Origin of the sequence: Bifidobacterium primatium (assembly GCF_002802875.1) — a bacterium.
Classification (GTDB): domain Bacteria; phylum Actinomycetota; class Actinomycetes; order Actinomycetales; family Bifidobacteriaceae; genus Galliscardovia; species Galliscardovia primatium.
This window is the reverse complement of record NZ_PEBI01000001.1, coordinates 820700-839992: the sequence shown is the minus strand read 5'-3', so window position 1 is coordinate 839992 and position 19293 is coordinate 820700. Positions and strand designations below refer to the sequence as shown.

Sequence of the window (19293 nt, the reverse complement as noted above, 5' to 3'; positions counted from 1 at the left end):
TGTAGTGGACTCGGAGTATGGGGGCAAAGAACGCTTGAAGACAAGAGGGATGTGGGTGATTCTGTTTGTATGTTGTGCAGCGCGTAGTGTGCGTGGATTCCCGGTATGGCACGTCCGTGAAAAATGGTGCATAATGGAGGAGCGGCAAGGCTGTCTCGACCGGATGGCGCTTATGTTGGCCAACATAGACTTTGCCAACCGGAGTCGAGCCGTCAGGGTTCTTGATCCCTGGTTATTTGGATGTTGAGGGTCGGATTTCCATTATGGAAAATCTCGGCCCTCTTCTCATTCCCCATTTCCCGTTTTGCGTGATGACCGATGATGTTGCCGGATCATCATGCTGATTTGTCGTCGCGCGGACGGGGTGGACGGGTGGTTTCGGGCGGTATGGTTTGTGGGCTACAATGGTCGATGATATATTGTGAGCGCGCACATATTGTGCGAAACACTGTGTGAAGCATTGCTGGACATGCCGGGCGAGACGTCGTTCGGAACGCCGTGCGAACACCGTGTGCGTGTAGTTTTCAAGGCCAAGGAGGACCGCAGGCGCTCACGGTATCGACAACAGACCTTGCATGACGAATCGACGCCGTTCGGGCGAAGCAGCCGCCGAACGAACCGCGTCGAATGCGCCGGGCACAGGGAAAAGCGCGACGAAGGGGAAAGAGGAGTCCCCGCCGCCGCAGACATTGAGGAGGATGTCAATGAGTTCTGCTCCCGCAGAGAAACGAAACGGCCTGGGCCGGCGCCTGGTGGCGGTGAGCGCCACTGCGGCGTCGCTGCTCTCGCTGTGCGTGGGCGTGCCGGCGATGGCCGACAGCACCGCCAACGCAGCGACCGCAGTCGCAACGACCACAACCGCAGCCACCGCAGCCGCCGACGCGAAACCGACCCTGCTCGCCAGCTGGGACTTCACCGGCAAGAATGGCACGAGCAGCGGCGCCATCGCCGATTCCACCGGCAAATACGACCTGACGCTCGACGGCGGCGCCAAGATCGAGCAGTACGGCGACCGCAACAACAACGAATCGTTGTCGCTGCGCGGCGGTAGCCAGTACGCACAGATTGACGACCAGCTGTTCAAGGACGCCGGCGACTCCTTCACCATGGAGTTCGCCGCGAAGACCCGCCACGACGACAGCGGCAAGTTCTTCTCGCTCATCATCGGCAAGGACGGTTCGAACGACTCCAGCACGTCCGATAAAGACAACGCCAACAAGTACCTGATGTTCTACAACAGCAAGACCACCGTCAAGGGCGTCATCTCCGACAACAACTGGGGCAACGAGCAGGGCGCCAAGGTCAACGTCTCCAACAACGACAACGTGTGGCACAACTTCAAGATCGTCGTGGACGGCACCAGGCTCGCCGTGTTCCGCGACGACGCCCTGATTATCTTCAAGGCCGACACCGGCATCAAGATGAGCGATCTCGGCGCCGCCACCGCATACATCGGCAAGTCGTTCTACGGCGGCGACGAGTACTGGAACGGCGCCATGGACGACATCAAGGTCTACAAGGGCGCCGAGCTGACGCTGCCCGAATCCGTCGCGATCTCCGGCACCGGCGTGGCCGACGGCAGGCTCACGCTCATCGAGAAGGCCACCGCCAGGCTCACCGCCACCGTCAAGCCCGACGATGCCGTAAGCAAGAACGTCACGTGGGCATCCTCCGACGAATCCGTCGCGAAGGTAAGCGCCGACGGCACCGTGACCGCCGTGAAGGCCGGCGAGGCCGCGATCACCGCCACAAGCGAGCTGGGCGACAAGCGCGATTCCATCACCGTGACCGTGAACCCGATGAACGCGCATGACGCCGCCAGCGCCGATCTCGACGCCGCCATCGCCGCGTTGAAGACCACCGTCGACGAGAACCTGCCGCTCGCGGCCAAGGGCTCCGAGAACGGTTCCGCAATCACGTGGGCCTCATCCGACCCGAAGCTCATCACCGGCACGGATGCCGACTACAAGGCCCCCGCCAACGGCATGGCCGACCCGTACAAGGGCGCCGGCGTCGTGACCCGCCCGGCCTACGGCGACGGCGATTCCAAGCCCGTCACGCTTACCGCCACCGCCAGCTACAACGGCGGCGAGAAGGTGACGAAGAGCGTGCAGGTGACGGTCAGGGAGAAGACGCGCGAAGTGCCCGACGGTGCGTATGCAGCCGTCACGTTCCTTTCCGACGCCGCCACCACGAACGGCAAGATCGGCGAGGCGCTGTACGAATCCGCCACCGACGGCAACAACTTCTTCTCGTTCAAGGAGATCAACGGCTCCAACCCGGTCATCGTGTCGAACACCGACACCAAGGGCCTGCGCGACCCGTACGTGCTCAAGTCCAAGGACGGCGACAAGTTCTACATGATCGCCACCGACCTCAAGGTCTCATCGCAGGGATGGGGACAGAACCAGCAGTACGGCTCCCTCAAGCTCGAGGCATGGGAGTCGACCGACATGGTCAACTGGACGCGTACCAACGCCGAGGACGGCGACACCGGCATCAAGGTCAACGCCGACAACATGGGCATGACCTGGGCGCCCGAAGCCTTCTGGAGCGATGAACTCAACTCCTACGTCGTGTTCTGGTCGTCGCGCGAATACACCGACGCCACCCGCAAGACCGCGGTGAAGAGCTCGAAGACCGGCAACGCATACAACATCCTCGTGATGGCCACCACGCGCGACTTCCGCACCTTCACCCCGGCCGAGAAGTGGCAGGACACCGGATACTCCCGCATCGACTCCACCGTGTTCAAGATCGGCGACACCTACTACCGTCTGACCAAGAACGAGGAGGGTGGCAAGGCCGGCGACTACATCACCAACGGCAAGTCCACGTTCCTCGAGCGTTCGAAGTGCCTGACCTGCACCACCACGTCGGCCGACCCGAACGCCGACATCACCAAGACCTGGCAGCTCGTCGACCAGAACATCCTGCCGTTCGAGGGGCCGGAATCCATCAAGCTCAACGCTGGCGATCCGAACCAGAACGACAAGGGCGACGCCATGATCATCATGGCCGACTCCGGCGGCTACAAGCCGTTCATGACCTCCGAGTCCGCGCTCGCCGCGTCCGGCTGGACCAACCGTCTGTCGGCCACCGACGGCTGGTACACCGAAAAGCAGTGGGGTCCGGGCGTGACCGGCAAGGTCACCCCGACCAACATGCCGACGCCGACCCGTCACGGCGCGTTCGTGAACGTTTCAGCCGCCATCGCCGAGAACATGCACAAGTGGACCTCCGCCAATCCGACGAAGATTCCCGCCGTGGATTCCACGACCACCGCGACGTACGACGCCGGCTCGCGTGAGATTACGGCCACCGTTGAGGCGAACGACAAGGGCACGGTCGCCGGTTCGGTGAAGTTCTCGACCGCGGACGGCAAGTGGTCCAAGACCGTGAAGCTCGACGCCAAGGGCAAGGCCACGGTCACGGTGCCGGGCGACGTCTCCGGCGCGGTCGCGGTGGCCTACGACGGCTACACCGACAAGCTCGTCAACGCCTCCTCCACCGAGGTCAAGGACATCGAGGCCACGAAGTACGGCGTGAAGGACCTCGCCAAGGTGACCGCCGTGTACACCGACAACGGCGCGACCGTGGCCGGCTTCGACTTCCGGAAGTCCGACCCCGTAAGCATCGACAAGGGACGCACCGTCAAGCTGCAGGGCGTGCCGACCGGCTGGAAGACCGACGCGGCCACGACCGACGCCGGCCAGGTGTTCACCGTCACCAGCCCCGACGGCGCCGTCACGCAGGTCTACACCTTCGCGTTCAAGTCCGAGCCCTCCACCAAGCCGACGCCGAACGAACCGAACAACGGCAACGGCTCCGGCAATACCGGCGGCAATACGGGCAACGGCAACAACGCCGGTGGCAACAACGCCGGCGACAACGGCAACGCCACCGCCAAGCCGTCCGACGGCAAGACGACCGCGGCCTCCGGCAACCAGTACGGCGGCAGGCAGCAGCTGTCGAAGACCGGCACGGCCGTCACCGCGCTCGCCTTCGCCGCAGTCGCCATGGCCGCAGCAGGAGTCATCGCCCTGCGTCGCCGTCGCGCCTGACGTCCGTCCGGACCGGCTCCTCTCACGGCTGAGAGGAGCCGGTTCGGCCGAGCCGCGTCACCAACCACGTAATCCATAACTCAATATCGCAAATCACCCCCTCCCAAAAACCATCCCATCCAATCGCAGAGGAGCATTATGGGAATCTGGAAGAAGGCCATCGGCCTCACGGTCGGAGCGGCGACGCTCGCGGCCGGCATGCTGGTGCCGATGACGGCATCGGCCGCGGACGCCACCGCGCAGCCGCTCATCCATTATTCGTTCGACAAGGCGCTCGCCGGCAAGACCATCGCCAACGAGGGCAGCGCCGGCGATGCCAACGCCACGCTCAGCGGCGACGCCGCCGTCGCCGACGGCCGAATCAGCCTGACCGGCTCGCAGACCATCAGCGTGCCGACCACGGCCCTCAAGGACCAGAAGAACGTCACCGTCTCCATCTGGCTGAAGAACAACTACGGCAACGGCAACACGGCCGCCGCCTACATCGGTGCGGCCAAGACCGGCAACTATCCGAACAACGGCTACTTCCTGCTCAACCCCGCCAATCCGAGCGGATACGTGAAGTCCGTCATGACCACGGCCACGGCCGCCACTCCGAACGGCAGCCCGTGGGGCACCGAGGTCGGCCCTGGCGCCACGAACGCCGCCACGTCCGGCACGAAGGCCACCGCCGACCTCGCGCTCTACACCACCGTCATCAACGGCGCCGACGGCACGATGAGCTTCTATCTCAACGGCAAGCCGGTCGGCGACGCCACATACGCCATCCCCGAAGGTGGCCTGGCGAACTACGGCGACCTCGTCGCCTACATCGGCAGGTCGGCGTATTCCGACCCGAACACGAAGATCGACGTCGACGACTACGCCGTCTACGGCACGGCCCTGAGCGCCGACGCCGTGGCCGACCTCTACAACACGGAGGCGCTGGAGAAGGCCGTGTCGTCGATCGCGTCCTCTGTGCCGACGTCCGCGGACGCCGACTTCACGCTGCCGACGGCCGCCGCCGGCGCGACCATCGCATGGCGGTCCGACAACGCCGCCATCGCCGTCGACAACACGACCGGCAAGGCGGCCGTCACACGGCCCGCCGCTGCCGCCGGCGACGCGAAGGTGACGCTCACCGCCACATTCACGCTCGGCGGCGACACCAGGACGGCTGCCTACACCGTCAACGTGCCGAAGCAGCTGTCCGACGCCGACAAGGCGCAGAAGGACGCGGCCGCCATCGCCATCGAATCCTCCGACGACGTGCGTTCCAACATCTCCCTGCCCGTGACCGGCGAAAACGGTTCGAAGATCACGTGGACGGTCGCCGACGGCGGCGACAGCGCCGCGATCGGCGACGTGACCGACGGCCGTTACGTGACCGTGAACGTCAAGCGCCCGGCCGCCGGCACGAAGGCCGTGAGTGTGACGCTCAAGGCCTCCGTCGTCAACGGCACGGCCACCGAGACGAAGAACTTCACCGTCGAGATTCAGCCGATGCCGGCCTCCGAGGAGAAGGACGAGGCCTACGTATGGGCGTTCTTCACCGGAGAGGGCGCGGGTGCCGAGAAGATCAGCCTCGCCGCCTCCAAGGGCAACGACGCGCTCGACTGGAACACGCTCAACGGCGGCACGCCGCTGTTCACGTCCGAATACGGCGAGAAGGGCCTGCGCGACCCGTTCATCATCCGTTCCAAGGACGGCGACAGGTTCTACATGCTCGCCACCGATCTGAAGATCGACGGCCGTTCCGGCGGATTCGACTCCGGCCAGCGCAACGGCTCGAAGTACATCGAGGTGTGGAAGTCCGACGACCTGGTCAATTGGTCGAAGCAGAGCCATGTGAAGGTGAGCTCCGACTACGCCGGCAACACGTGGGCGCCCGAGGCGTACTACGACACGGCGATCGGCAAGTACGTCGTCTACTGGGCGTCGAACATGTACGACACGACCGACAACAGCCTGTCCGTGCGTACCCACGTCACCTACAACCAGATGATCTACGTGACGACCGACGACTTCGTCAGCTTCTCCGACCCACAGGTGTGGGTGAACGTCAACCAGGGCCAGGGCAAAGGCATGATCGACGCGACCATCGCCGAGGAGAACGGCGTCTACTACCGCTTCTACAAGGACGAATCGCAGATGAAGATCCGCGAGGAGCAGTCCACGAACCTGCTCGCCACGATCGGCTCGGCCACGACGCCCGGCACGCTGCCGAAGCAGACCGGCCTCGCCGCATCCGCCCAGTGGACACTCGTCAGGGACCAGATCGGCAACGGCCAGAACAACCAGTACGGCGGCACGTTCTCCGGCGGCGAAGGCCCGTCCGTGTTCCCCGCCAACGAGGGTGACGTGAACGGCAACAAGTGGTATCTGTTCATCGACCAGCCGGGCTACCACGGCGGGCCGAACCATTACATCGGCTTCAAGGTCAATAATCTGGCCACCGGCGACGTGACCTCCGTGAAATACAAGAGCCTGCCGACCAACTCCGACGGCGGCAAGCCGCGTCACGGCACCGTCGTGCCGGTGACGCGCGCCCAGTACCAGAAGGTGCTCGAGGCGTATGCGAAGAACGTGGCCGTGAAGTCGGTCGATGCCATGGCCGTTTCGACCAAGGTGGGCGAGGACCCGACCGGCACGTTGCCGGCCAAGGCGCACCTCACCCACGTCGACGGTTCCGAAGCCGATGTGGACGTCGTCTGGGAGAAGATCTCCGCCGACGACTACGCCAAGACCGGCACGTTCACCGTCAAGGGCGTGGCGCAGGACGACTCCCGCATGCCCGTCGAGGCGACCGTGACCGTGGCCGGCACGAGCATCGCCGACGCCGACGTGACGCTCGAGAAGACCGAGTACACCGCCGACGGTTCGGAGAAGAAGCCGGGCGTCACCGTGAAGCTCGGCGACAAGACGCTCGTGGCCGGCGCCGACTACAAGGTCGCCTACGCGAACAACGTCAAGCCCGGCACCGGGGCGACCGTGACCGTGGCCGGCATCGGCCTCTACGAGGGCACGAAGACCGTGACCTTCACGATCAAGGAGGCGGCTTCCGTCGGGCCGACGCCGGGGCAGAACGGCGGCGGTTCGAATTCGGGCAGCGAGGCCGGTAACGCGGGTGCGAATGGTTCGGGCAGCGGTTCGGGCAACGCGACGCAGACCGGTGGCAAGACCGACGGTTCCTCCGCGAATGCCGCCGGTTCGGCCGGTTCGCAGGCCGGTGGCAAGCAGCTGTCGAAGACCGGTGTCGCCGTCGGCGGCGTCGCGTTCGCCGTCGCGCTGCTGGCCGCTGCCGGCGCTGCCGCCGTGCTGCGCCGTCGCCGTGCATAGAAGCGCATAGGTGCACCTACGTAGATACGACTACGTAGTCGCATGGTTCGGTGCCGTCGGGACTTTCTCCATTCGGGGACCCGGCGGCACCGTCGTTTTGCACGCACGAATGGCATTATGGGTCGTGGTCGTGGCCGTGGCCGTGGACTTGCCGGTGTCGTCGGTTGTTTGTGCGCACGAATGGGCATTTATCAGCGTATTCGTTGATTCGTGAATCAAGTCATTGTTCACGAATCAACTGGTATGCCTCCATATCGCGATTCGCGATATGGATAAGCATGCACGAATTGATTGATATGGATGTATTGCGTGGTTTGTGCGCGATTATATCGTCGATGAATCGTCGGTAGCCCGCATATTTTGCGATTCGTGTACGGGAGCGCCGTTCATGAATCGTTGGATGCGGGCATGTTCGATGATTCATGGATGTGATGGCAGCATGGAAACGAAATCAAATAATCCGAAAAATATTACGAAACGGCTTGTGAGAGCCTTAACATCTGCTATACTAAAAATGTGCTTGTTAGCCCTCACAAGACGGCGTTGACGCCGTTTCGTGAATGTCGACAGGTGCGAAGCAACACGTCTACCAAACGTCGATGACGGCAGTGATGCCGATGTCGGGTTTTGATGCGATGTGCTGTGAAACAACCGAACAAATCAACCGACTGACAACAGATCGGAGAAGAGCGACCTTCTCCGCCAACCATCAAAGGAGCTGCGACAACCTCTCTCTTTCATTTCCCCTTTAGAAACCCCTGCTGCGCGATCCGAGAACTGTTTTAAGCCTCTTTTCAGGTTCTCCGATCGCGCAGTTTGGTTTTTGGGATAGCGGGGTCGCGCCGGCTCCGTTTGCGAATCGCCCCATATGGACCTATGTGATGATTCGTGTCTCGATTGCCGTTCACGAATCATCCGATGCGCTCATATTCGACGATTTGCATTTGCGTCGCCGTCGCGCGATTCATGAGAAAGGCTCGTATTCTCCGATTCGTGACTGAGAGATGCGCTCATGAACCGAGAAATGAATGGATATCGGTGTATTCGTGCGCGGGATATCCGTGAATGAACGGTGGGATGCGTGCGTATCGGCGAATTCGTGCGCGGGGTGCTTGTGCGTGAATTGGGGGATGCGGACGCATCGGTCGATTCGCGTATGGATGATGCGCTCATAAAACGTCGGATGCGCGTGTATCTGATGATTCGTGAACGGGGAATCGGTTCGGGAATTGTATGATGTGGGCGTATCTGGTGATTCGTGAACGAAGAGGGACTGCGCGATTTGCGAAATGCGTCCATATCGGGCGGTTCGTGAACGGGGGAAGCGGTTCGCTGGACTGGGCGTGGCTGGGCTGGGCGCGGCTGGACGAGGCTGGACGAGGCTGGGCGCGGCCGGCCAAGAGGACCGGTGGGTTCGTGCGGTGCGGTGGCTTGGGTCGAGGTCGGGGGAGTCGGGGGATTGTGTACCCCGTCCGTCGGGGACGCGGTGGCGAATAGTGAGCGCGCACATTAAACTTGTTAGTGCTCACATCGTCGGTGCGGGCGATTGCCTAGGCGAAGGGAAAACAAAGCGGTTCGCAACGCAGGCAATCGTAGGCCTCGCCGGTCTGGGTGCAAGTATCAACAACGAAGTATTGGCAATTGATTTGACTAACCGTGAGGAGCCGGTTTCCCATCGTTTCGATAACGACAATCCGTCGTTTGATAACGAAATCATAACGAAACGATAACAATCCGGTGGTTGGTCGGCGTCGAGGCCGTACTTACGGAGGAAGGATTCTCGTTGAGGAGAGCCAGCAAAATAGCGGCGTGGATAACCGCGCTGTCGACGCTGAGCGTGGGATTGGTGCTGCCATCCGTCGCCGCCGCGTCAGAGGAGAACGCCGCGGCGGCACCGGTCGCCAACGTGGCGAGCGTCACGAGCGTGACGACGGCGAACACCACCAAGGCCGCCGCCGACCCGATTGCCAGTTTCGATTTCAACACCGACCCGACGGACGGCGCGTTCACCAGCGCCGGCGCCGACAAAGCCAAGGCCGTCGTCAACGGCACGGCGACTCTTGTCGCCCGAACCGACGACGCCGCCAACGGCAAGGCCGCCCAGCTCGGCCAGAACTTCTGGATGAACGTGACCAAGTCCGACGGCACCGCGCTGCTCGCCGGCCTCAAGAACGTCACCATCTCCTATGATTCCAAGGCTGCGGCGGCCGGCGGGCAGTGGACCATCTTCGCCGCGCCGAACGCGAACGCCGTCAACGGCAACGCGCCGACCTACCTCGGCGTGCTCGACCGCACCGACAAGACCCGCGTGGAACGCTACCTCAACGGCCGCAACTCCGACGAGGCCACCATCGACCAGAACGCCGGCGCCGCCGACGCCTGGAAGCACGTCGACCTCGTGATCTCCGGCACGACCGCGAAACTCTACGTCGACAAGAAGTTCGTCGCCAGCAACGTGAACGGCAAGGAGCTCACCGAGATCCTCGGCGGCTCCGGCGGCGTGCTGCAGATCGGCAAGGGCAACTGGGGCAACGGCGAATACTTCACCGGCCTCATCGACAACCTCAACATCTACGGCAGCGCGCTTTCCGCCACCGATCTCGGCGTCGCGGTGCCGAGCAGGCTGCACATCGACGGCAACGGCGTGACCGACGACGGCGCGCTGAGCCTGAAGGAAGGCTCCAGCACCGCACTGAGCACGACCGTCGAACCGAGCAGCGCCGAACCCGCAGTGACGTGGGAGTCCGACAACCCCGCCGTGGCAACGGTTTCCGCCACCGGCAAGGTGACCGCCAGGAAGGCCGGCACCGCCACCATCACCGCCACCTCCGAGGCCGCGCCGACCGTGAAGGCCACGCTCAAGGTGACCGTCGAAACCGTGAAGGACGATGACGCCTACGGCTACGTGATGGTCCACTTCATGGAGAACAACAAGGGCTACTCCGAGAAGATCTACCTCGACATCACCCGCGGCAACGACCCCACCCAGTGGGACCAGCTCAACGGCGGCGAACCGATCCTCGCCAACAACGAGTCGACCACCGGCGTGCGCGACCCGTTCATCGCCTACAACCCCGAGTCGAAGACCTACTACATCCTCGCCACCGACCTGCGCGTGTTCGGCGGCGACAACGCCGGCTGGGGGACCTGGTCCACGAACTACAGCACCAAGCTGCACGTGTGGGAGTCCAAGGACCTCATCCACTTCAACGACATGACGGAGCTCGAGACCGCCACCGCCGACAAGTACACCGACAAGCCCGTCAAGACCCAGACGCTCACCGATTCCGTGACCGGCAGGACCATCTCCGAGATCGGCATGGCCTGGGCCCCCGAGGCCACGTGGGTGCCGAACTTCTACGATCTCAACGACGACGGTGTCATCAACGACTCCGACGCGAACAACCCGGCCGACCGGAAGGGCGGCGCGTTCGTGATGTACTGGTCGACGTCCGCCAAATACGACGGCGAGAACAACCAGCCCGGCAAGAAGGTGACCCACGTGCTGTGGGCCGCCACGAAGGACTTCACCAACAAGACCTACATGTTCGGCGGCGTGTTCGTGCCCAACAGTAAGTACCGCCCGGGTAACACCATCGACACCACCATGCTGCAGCGCACCGTGACCGACGCCACCGGCAAGGAGCACCTGCGCTCCTACCGCGCGAGCGGCTCCGGCACCATCTTCATGGAATACACCGACCGAGCCGACTGGTGGCGAGCCAACGACAAGGGCCAGTACGCCACCGACCCGGCCAACGGCTGGGTGCTGCGTCAGAACAACGTGGGCCACAGCCTCGGCGGCAGCCAGGAGGGCGCCAACGGCTTCAAGGTCAACGGCCAGAACAAGTGGTACATGTTCGTCGACAACTACGGTTCCGTCGCCTCCGGCGCCCGCTACGGCTACAACCTGCTGGAATCCGACGACCTCGATGCCGCCGACGGCAACGTGTGGACGCCCGTCGGCAACGACGGATTCGTCCTCACCGCCAAAACCAAGCACGGCGGCGTGGTCTCGCTCACCAAGGCGCAGTACGACGCCATCCGCGCGGCCGACGCCAAGGCCTCCGACAACAAGGGCCTCGACGCCGGCGAAGTGAAGGTCAGAAAGAACGCCACCGCCGCCGACGTGAAGGCCTCCCTGCCCGCCACCCAGAAGGTCACGCTCGCCAACGGCTACGGCACCGCCGAGCGCAACGTCACCTGGGACGTCTCCAAGGTCGACACCGCCAAGAACGGCACGACCACCGTCACCGGCACCGTCGACACCATCGGCGCGGCAAAGAACCACTGGAAGTGGACCAACGCCGCCGGCGAGTCCAAGACCGACACGGACGACCTCATCAACGAGGGCGTCAACGCCAACAACAGTTTCAAGCAGACCGGCGGCTTCACCGACAACGCCACCGCCCGGAAGAACCGTCCACTGTACAGTTCCACCGCCATCACCGTCACCGCCAAGATCACCGTCGGCACCGGCGAAACCACGCCGACCGACCCCGACCTGCTCGCCGACTTCACGTTCGACAAGACCCCCAGCGGCGCCACATTCGACGGCGGCAACGCCACCGGCGAAACCAAAGGCACCGCCACGCTCGCCGACTCGAAAGACGCCGCCGACGGCAAGGCCGCGAAGCTCGGCAAGGACTTCTGGCTGAACGTCACCGCCAAGGACGGCTCCCCGCTGCTCAAGAACCACAACGACGTCACCATCTCCTACGACGTCAAGCCCGATGCCGGCGGCAACACCGGCTGGACGTTCTTCGCCGCCTCCAATGCCGCCACGCAGGAGTACGGCAAGGAGCACTACGTCGGCGTGCTCGACAAGACCACCGGCGTCACCGTCGAACGCTACGGCAACGCCGGCGGCACGCGCGACTCCTCCGGCAACGTCTCCTACGCCAAGACGAACGCCGGCTGGAAGCACGTCGACATCGTAATCTCCGGCAAGACCGCCAAACTGTACGTCGACAAGAAGCTCGTCGCCGTGAACACCACCGGCAAGACCCTCACCGACATCCTCGGCGCCGACGGCGGCATCCTGCAGATCGGCAAGGCCAACTGGGGCAACGGAGAATACTTCTCCGGCCTCCTCGACAACCTCAGGATCTACGGCAAGGCGCTTTCCGACGACGATCTCGGCGTCGAAAGCGCGAAGACCGACTATGCCGCCGCGCTCGCCATCCCGGCGAAGATCACCGGCGACCTGCCGTCCACCGTGCTCGGCAAGAAGGTCACGTGGTCCGCGGCCGGCGACGGCGCGAAGCTCGTCGCCGCCGACGGCAAGGTCACGCAGCCGAAGTCCGGCGAGAAGGGCGTGAGCGTCAGGCTCACCGCCACCATCGACGGCGTTGCCACGCCGATCACGGCCGATGCGACGATCCTCGACAACGGCGGCGCCATCGCCTCCTACGTCAAGGACGTCGACCGCAGCGACCAGAACGGTGCCAAGTACGATCCGCTCGCCTACAACGACGACCGCCGCGCCGACTCGCTGTACGTGGCCGCCAAGGCCGCCGGCTCAGAAAAGTGGGAGACCCTGAACCGTTCGCAGTCGATCCTGTCGGTCAAGTGGGACGGCTCGCAGTCCGCGAAGCCCAACGCGCAGATGGGTTCGCCGACGTTCTTCCGTGACTCCGCCGGCAGGCTCGGCGTCGTCTCGTCGCAGAACAACGCCACCGGCGCCATCTACGTGTGGGACGCCAAGGCCGACGGCGCGACGTTCGCCAACGAGCGTGCCATCACCGTCTCCGATTCGTCGATCGTCACGAACCCGCGCATCGTCTACGATGCCGCCGCCAAGGGCTACAAGGTCTTCTGGACCGACGGCCTTTCCGGCGAAGGCCGCGTGGCCACGTTGAGCGACCTGACGAAGGACGCCAAGGCCGGCGAAACGCTTAAGGCGGACGCCGCCGCGATGGGCGTCGGCGCGGTCACGGCCGGTCTGCCGGCCTGGGCCGGCAGCGGCCAGACCAGCGCCTTCGCGATGTCGAAGTCCGAATACGATGCGTTCTACAGGAACTACGTCGACCTGCAGAACAACGGCAGGAAGGACATCGCCGACGTCACGTTGAAGAACGGCGTCTCCGCCGACGACGTCACGAAGGCCGTCGCCAAGAAGCAGGCCACGATGACGTACAACGACGGTTCCGAAAAGACGTTCAACGTCACGTGGAACGCCGACGACCTGGCCGGAATCGACACGAAGAAGGGCGGCACGTACGAGGTCAGGGGCACGGTCGACCAGACCGCCGAGGCCATGTACAACGACGCCCGCGCCGATCCCGACATCTTCTACAACGAGGACGACGGATACTACTACCTGACCGGTTCCACCTACGAGGTCAAGTCCACCGACAAGACCAACAACCAGAAGGACAGCTACCGTTCCATCGGCCTCACGCGCGCCAAGACCATCAACGGGTTGAAGGACGCCAAGGAGACCATCATCATCAAGCCGGAGAACGGCACGCCCGGTCATATGGACCAGTACCCGAACTCGTTCTACGGATGGAGCGCGTTCATCTGGGCGCAGGAGTTCCACAAGATCAACGGCAGGTGGTGGATTGTGGCCGGCTTCCACAAGGGCGCCTCGACCACGAACGGCGGCTGGTGCAACAACACCATCCTCATCCCGTACACCGGCGACGAACAGTCCATCAAGGACGGCGGCTTCCTCAAGGCCGAGAACTGGGGCGAGCCGACCGTGCTCGAAGGCGCCGCGTTCGACGTGACGTACTTCGAACGCGAGGAGAACGGCAAGACCCAGGGCTACTGGCTGTTCCCGAAGAGTGCCGGCCTGTACCTCGCCAAGGCGAAGATGGGCGACGGCGAGACCCCGCTCGTCGACGGCTCGCTCAAGCAGATCTACCAGGTCAGCCAGCAGTTCGAGTACGGCAAGTACGCCCCGACCCCCGGCGACAACACCGAAGGCTCGGACCAGGCGATCGTCGAGGCGCCGTTCATGTTCGGTCACGGCGACTACGTGTACATCGCGTACGCCGGCGCCACGGTGGACAAGTACTACAACACCAACGTGATGCGCGCCAAGGCCGACGCCGACCTGACCGACCCGGCCAGCTGGACGACCGCCGCGTTCCCGTCGTTCGACACCAACGACACCTACACGGGTGCGTACGGCGCCGACGAGACGACGTACGAACGCAAGCACGCCGGCCCCGGCCACATCTCGCTCGTGCACGACGAGGCCAACAACATCGTCATGGCCTACCATGCCCGTCCGTACCCGGAGATCCACTCCGGCAACGCGGCCGGTGGCCTGTTCGACCAGGACCGCAACACATGGGTCAAGTCGGTGAACGTGCGCGCCAACGGCATGCTCGACATGTCGCTGACCAAGGACCAGGAGGTCGCGCCCGCCAACCGCACCGTGACGGTGAAGGTGGTCGTGGCCGCTGCGGAGACCGAGCCGACCCCGGACCCCGATCCTTCGGACAAGCCCAGCGATAAGCCGTCCGATAAGCCGTCCGACAAGCCCGGCAGCGGCAACAACGGCACCACCAAGCCGAACGGCGGCACCGGCAGCGCGGGCGCGAACGGTGCGAACGGTGCGAACACCGCGAACGGTTCGGCGAACGGTAACGTCACCGCCAACGGCCAGCAGTCCGGCAAGACCGGTTCGCTGAGCAGGACCGGCGTGGCCGTGGGCATGGTCGCCCTGACCGTCGCCGCGCTCGCCGGTGCAGGCGTGGTGCTGACGCTGCGTAGGCGGGCGTAGGGCTCGCGGCTCTTGGGTCAACTCCCCTCAGTCGGCTTCGCCGACAGCTCCCCTCAGTCTTGAGGGGAGCCGAGGTGCTGTGATCGTAGTCAGCATGAGCGTTACCCACTGTCATCCTGAGCGAGCGAAGCGAGTCGAAGGATCTTTCCGAGACCTCGCAAAAGATTCTTCGACTCCGGGCTTCGCCCTTCGCTCAGGATGACAGGGAAGGAGCCTGACCCCGCCGGCGGGGCGGAAAAGCAAATACTTCAATCCATAACTGAACAAATCACCTCACCCATATCGATCAGAGGAGAATCATGGGGAACTGGAAGAAAGTGGTGGCGGCAATAGCGGCGCTACCCATGGCATTCGCGGGACTGGCAATCGGAGCCGGCACCGCGGCGGCGGCCGACGCCACGGCGCCCGCGCCCGTCGCAAGCTATCCGCTGACGGCCAACGCCAACGACGTCAGCGGCAACAACCTCAACGGCACCGCGCAAAGCGGCGTGACGTTCAGCGCCACCGACGGCGCGACGCTGGCCGGCGGCAAGGCCACGACGGCCGGCACCGACGCCATCGCGCTGCCGAACGACATCGGCGCGAAGGCCAAGGCCGCGAACGCCGTCACCATCTCCGCATGGATCAGGAACGGCACCACCAAGACCAACACCGCCGCGCTCTACCTCGGCGAGCAGCCCGCCGGCAACAACATGCCGACGCATTACTGGCTGCTCAACCCGAGCAATCCGAGCGGCAACTACAAATCCGTCATCACCAACGCCACGAACGCCAACGCCCCGTACAACACCGAGGTCGGCAGTTCAAGCACGTCCACGGCCGATGTGGCCGGCAAGTGGGCCAACTACACCACGGTGATCTCCGCCACGTCCATCACCAGCTACCTCAACGGCAAGCAGATCCAGACCGCCGCGCGCTCACAGAGCATGGCCGACTGGACCGGCGACATCAACGCCTACATCGGCCGCTCCAACTACACGGGCGACAAGACGTGGGGCGGTTTCGTGCAGGACCTGCGCTTCTATGATTCCGCCCTCAGCGCCGACCAGGTGTCCGCCGTGTTCGCCGACGCGCAGACCGACGCCACCAGGAAGGCCGTCGCCGAAGCCGCGGCCAGCGCGCTCGACCTTGGCATCAAGGGCAATGTGACGTCCGATATCACGCTGCCGACGACCGGTCTGTACGGTGCGACCGTGACATGGGCCTCCGATAACGAGGCCGTGATCTCGCCTGCCGGCAAGGTGACGCCGGCCGCCGCCGACACGTCGGTGAAGCTCACCGCCACGGTGACCGTGAACGGCGCCTCCGCCACCAGAACGTTCGAGCTGACCGTGCCGGCGAAGATCGACGACCCACAGCAGGTCGCCGACAAACTGCTCGTCGACTACCAGCTGACCAACGGCACCAAGCTCGCCACCAGTCTGTATGGCGCCACGATTTCGTGGACGGCCGCCGGCGACGGCGCGAAGCTCGTCGCCGCCGATGGCACCGTGACCGGCGCCGACGGCGATGACGTCGTAGCCGTCGACCTCACCGCCACCATCACGCTCGACGGCAAGAACGCCACGAAGACGTTCAAGGGCCTGCGCATCATGCCGAAGAACGCCCGGACGCTCGCCTCCTACACGCGCGACCACTCCATCAACGGCGGCGCGCGCGTCGGCGACGCCCTGCATCTCGCGCTGAGCGACGGCACGAAGTACACGGCGCTCAACACCAACTACGGCGTCGCGTTCGCCGAGGCGAAGATCGACGGCACCGCAACCACCGAATCCACCACGATTCGCGGCCTCATCGACCCGTATCTGTTCCGGATGAAGGACGGCAGGTACGCGTACGTCGCCGCCTTCACCGACGTCAACGGCAATCGCGTGGACGGCGGCCAGATCGCGTTCTCCACGTCCGGCGACCTGATGGCATGGTCGGGCAAGCCGAACGAGGACGAACGCGGCGACATGGTCAAGGTGACCGACGACACCACCGTGTTCGACGCCGGCACCATCGCCGCCGGATACGATGCCGCCGCCGGCAACTACCGCATCTCGTGGCAGGTCAACGGCGTCGACAAGTACGTGACGACCACGGACTTCAAGACGTTCTCCGCCGTGCGGAACGGCGTCGGATTCGCCCGCACGAAGGCCGATCTCGCCGGCGTGGCGAACGCCGTAAGCGCCAACACCATGGCCGTGACCAAGACGACCGCCGCCACGCTGACCGAGAAGCTCGGCCGCGTGCACAACACCGGCGTCGAGCAGCCCGCCACCATCACCGTGAAGAAGGGCACCGACCCGGCCAAGCTCAAGGAGCAGATCTCCGGCGGCGTGGAGCAGAAGGACGGCACGCTCTCCAAGGGCAAGACGCTCAAGGCCGAATACTCCGACGGCTCCACGTTCGACTTCCGTGTGAACTGGAACGAGGACCAGCTCAAGAGCCTGAGCACCGACGAGGCCGGCGAGACGACCATCGAAGGCACCGCCATCCAGCAGAACTACTCCGAGCAGTTCCCGATGATGAGCAACCGCGCCGACCCGAACATCGTGTACTACAAGGGCAAGTACTACGCCATGGGCACCTCCGACACCGGCGGTATGAAGACGCTGTTCATCCGCTCCTCCGACACGCTCGCCGGACTGAAGGACCAGAAGGCCGGCACCGCGACCGAAGGCGGCTACAAGGTCGAAGGCCAGGACACCTACCTGTTCGGCGAGAACGACGGCCTCGGCCACAAGGGCTACCACTGGGCGCCCGAGCTGCACGTGATCGACGGCAAGCTGTACTGCTTCTACGCCACCTATCCGACCGGTGGCGCCGGCGACGAGAACATCACCGCCTCGCCCAACTGGGCCGGCCCCTCCGCCTACGTGATGGAGCTCAAGGACGGCGGCGACCCCACCAGGACCGCCGACTGGATCGAGCACCGCGTGCAGGCCAAGGACGGCGGCGTGCTCTCCCCGCACGGCCTGTCCATCGACATGACCTACTTCGAGGTCGGCGATAAGGCGTACATCGCCTGGAGCCAGGGCGACCAGGTGCGCAAGGGCGCCAAGGCCAACGTCTCCATCGCCGAGGTCAGCAAGGACAAGCCGTGGCAGGCTCTCACCGACCCGCAGCGCATCATGCGTCCCGAATGGGGATGGGAGCTCGACGGCGTGAACGAAGGCCCGAACGTGCTCGTCTCCGGCGGCAAGGTCTACATGGTCTTCTCCGCGCAGCTCGTCACCCCGCAGTACGCCACCGGCATGTTGATCGCGAACGTGGGCGACGACCTGACCAAGGCGTCCAGCTGGACCAAGTCGAACTACCCGTGGCTGCACAACGGCACCTTCGCCGGCCAGTACGGCCTCGGCCACAACTCGTACTTCTCCGACCCCTACGGCGACGTGTACAACGTGTACCACGCTATGACCAACGGCTCGCGCAACACCGCGCGTCATGCCGGCGTCGTACCCGTGCACTTCCGCGCCGACGGCACGCCGATCATCGACATGACCACCACCGAGGAGCTGCAGCGCGAATACGCCGCCGCCAACTACGTGAAGCTCACCGTCAAGGTCGTCGACGATGCCGTCTCCACCGATGCGACCCTGAAGTCGCTGAAGGTTGCCGGCTCCGACATCGACCTGACGAAGGCCGCGACCGCCGAAGGCGCCTCGCTCGAGGTCGCCGACCCGAGTGAGGTGAAGGCGGACGACGTGGTCGCCGTGGCCAACGACGAGAACGCCGGAAAGCCCGTCGTGACCGTCGAGAATGGCAAGGTCACCGTCGTCGTGACCGCGCAGGACGGCACGACCGCCAAGACCTACACCGTCAACCTGGTCAAGAAGTCCGAGCCCGCCCCGAACCCCGACCCGAGCGAGCCGAACGAGCCGACGACACCGACCAAGCCGAACGGCAACGGTTCGAACACCGGCAACTCGGGCAACGCCGGAACGAACGGTGCAGGCGAGACCGGCGGTGATGCCGCCAACGGCCAGCAGTCCGGCAAATCCGGCACGCTGAGCAAGACCGGTGTGGCCGTGAGTGCTGTGGCGCTTGTCACCGTCGTGCTCGCCGGTGCGGGCGTGGTGCTCACGCTGCGTCGCCGCCGCGCATAGCGCGAGCCGTCGGGCCAATTCCCCTCAGTCGGCCTAGTCGACTGAGGGGAATTGAGAGGTCTGAAACACTCCATCCATA

Annotated in this window: 4 protein-coding genes; all 4 read left to right on the top strand. The window is 64.4% G+C overall.

The genetic code is table 11. The features are described from left to right. Positions 1–704 precede the first annotated feature (704 nt). Positions 705–4064 (top strand): Ig-like domain-containing protein, encoded by a 3360-nt coding sequence (locus CS006_RS03125; protein ID WP_341476063.1) that lies wholly within the window; start codon positions 705–707, stop codon positions 4062–4064. A 138-nt stretch (positions 4065–4202) separates the two neighbouring features. After that, positions 4203–7382 carry an immunoglobulin-like domain-containing protein gene (locus tag CS006_RS03120; RefSeq protein ID WP_100510286.1) on the top strand — a complete coding sequence of 1060 codons (3180 nt, stop codon included), beginning with the start codon at positions 4203–4205 and terminating at the stop codon, positions 7380–7382. A 1783-nt stretch (positions 7383–9165) separates the two neighbouring features. Beyond that, on the top strand, positions 9166–15120 hold the full coding sequence (locus CS006_RS03115; protein WP_243386639.1) for a LamG-like jellyroll fold domain-containing protein: 5955 nt from the start codon (positions 9166–9168) through the stop codon (positions 15118–15120). A 299-nt stretch (positions 15121–15419) separates the two neighbouring features. Beyond that, complete coding sequence (locus CS006_RS03110; protein ID WP_100510285.1) at positions 15420–19214, top strand: family 43 glycosylhydrolase; 3795 nt, start codon at positions 15420–15422, stop codon at positions 19212–19214. Positions 19215–19293 lie beyond the last annotated feature (79 nt).

What these genes read in the sequence shown, in the direction of transcription:
- CS006_RS03110 (WP_100510285.1), top strand. Translation starts at nt 15,420, where the DNA reads ATGGGGAACTGGAAGAAAGTGGTGGCGGCAATAGCGGCGCTACCCATG.
- CS006_RS03125 (WP_341476063.1), top strand. Translation starts at nt 705, where the DNA reads ATGAGTTCTGCTCCCGCAGAGAAACGAAACGGCCTGGGCCGGCGCCTG.
- CS006_RS03120 (WP_100510286.1), top strand. Translation starts at nt 4,203, where the DNA reads ATGGGAATCTGGAAGAAGGCCATCGGCCTCACGGTCGGAGCGGCGACG.